At 64.8% G+C, this 261-nt stretch carries 1 protein-coding gene; it reads left to right on the top strand.

Going from position 1 to position 261, the window contains the following annotated elements; genetic code table 11:
- Window positions 1-261: hypothetical protein (locus CRD60_RS08920; RefSeq protein ID WP_201737264.1), on the top strand; the 261-nt coding region annotated here is incomplete at both ends.

Here is a 261-nt window from a genome sequence, read left to right as displayed (position 1 = left end):
TCAACGGATGGTGGACCACACCAACCACCGGCGGCCGCAAGTGGGACTTCACCACCAGCCACATCGGACCCGACGAGATCGACGACACCAGCCACACCATGACCCTATACGCCCGATACACCCACCGGGTCAAGATCACCTACGACCTGGGCCAGGCGGCAGGCGACCTGAGCATCACGGCCCAGACCATCGACAAGGACACCACCCTGAACGCCCCCACACCGGGCGCCTGGAGCCACGGCACCTTCAACGGCTGGTACA

The organism is Bifidobacterium aemilianum (assembly GCF_003315635.1).
Taxonomy (GTDB): Bacteria; Actinomycetota; Actinomycetes; order Actinomycetales; family Bifidobacteriaceae; genus Bifidobacterium; species Bifidobacterium aemilianum.
This window is presented reverse-complemented; position numbering and strand designations above follow the sequence as displayed.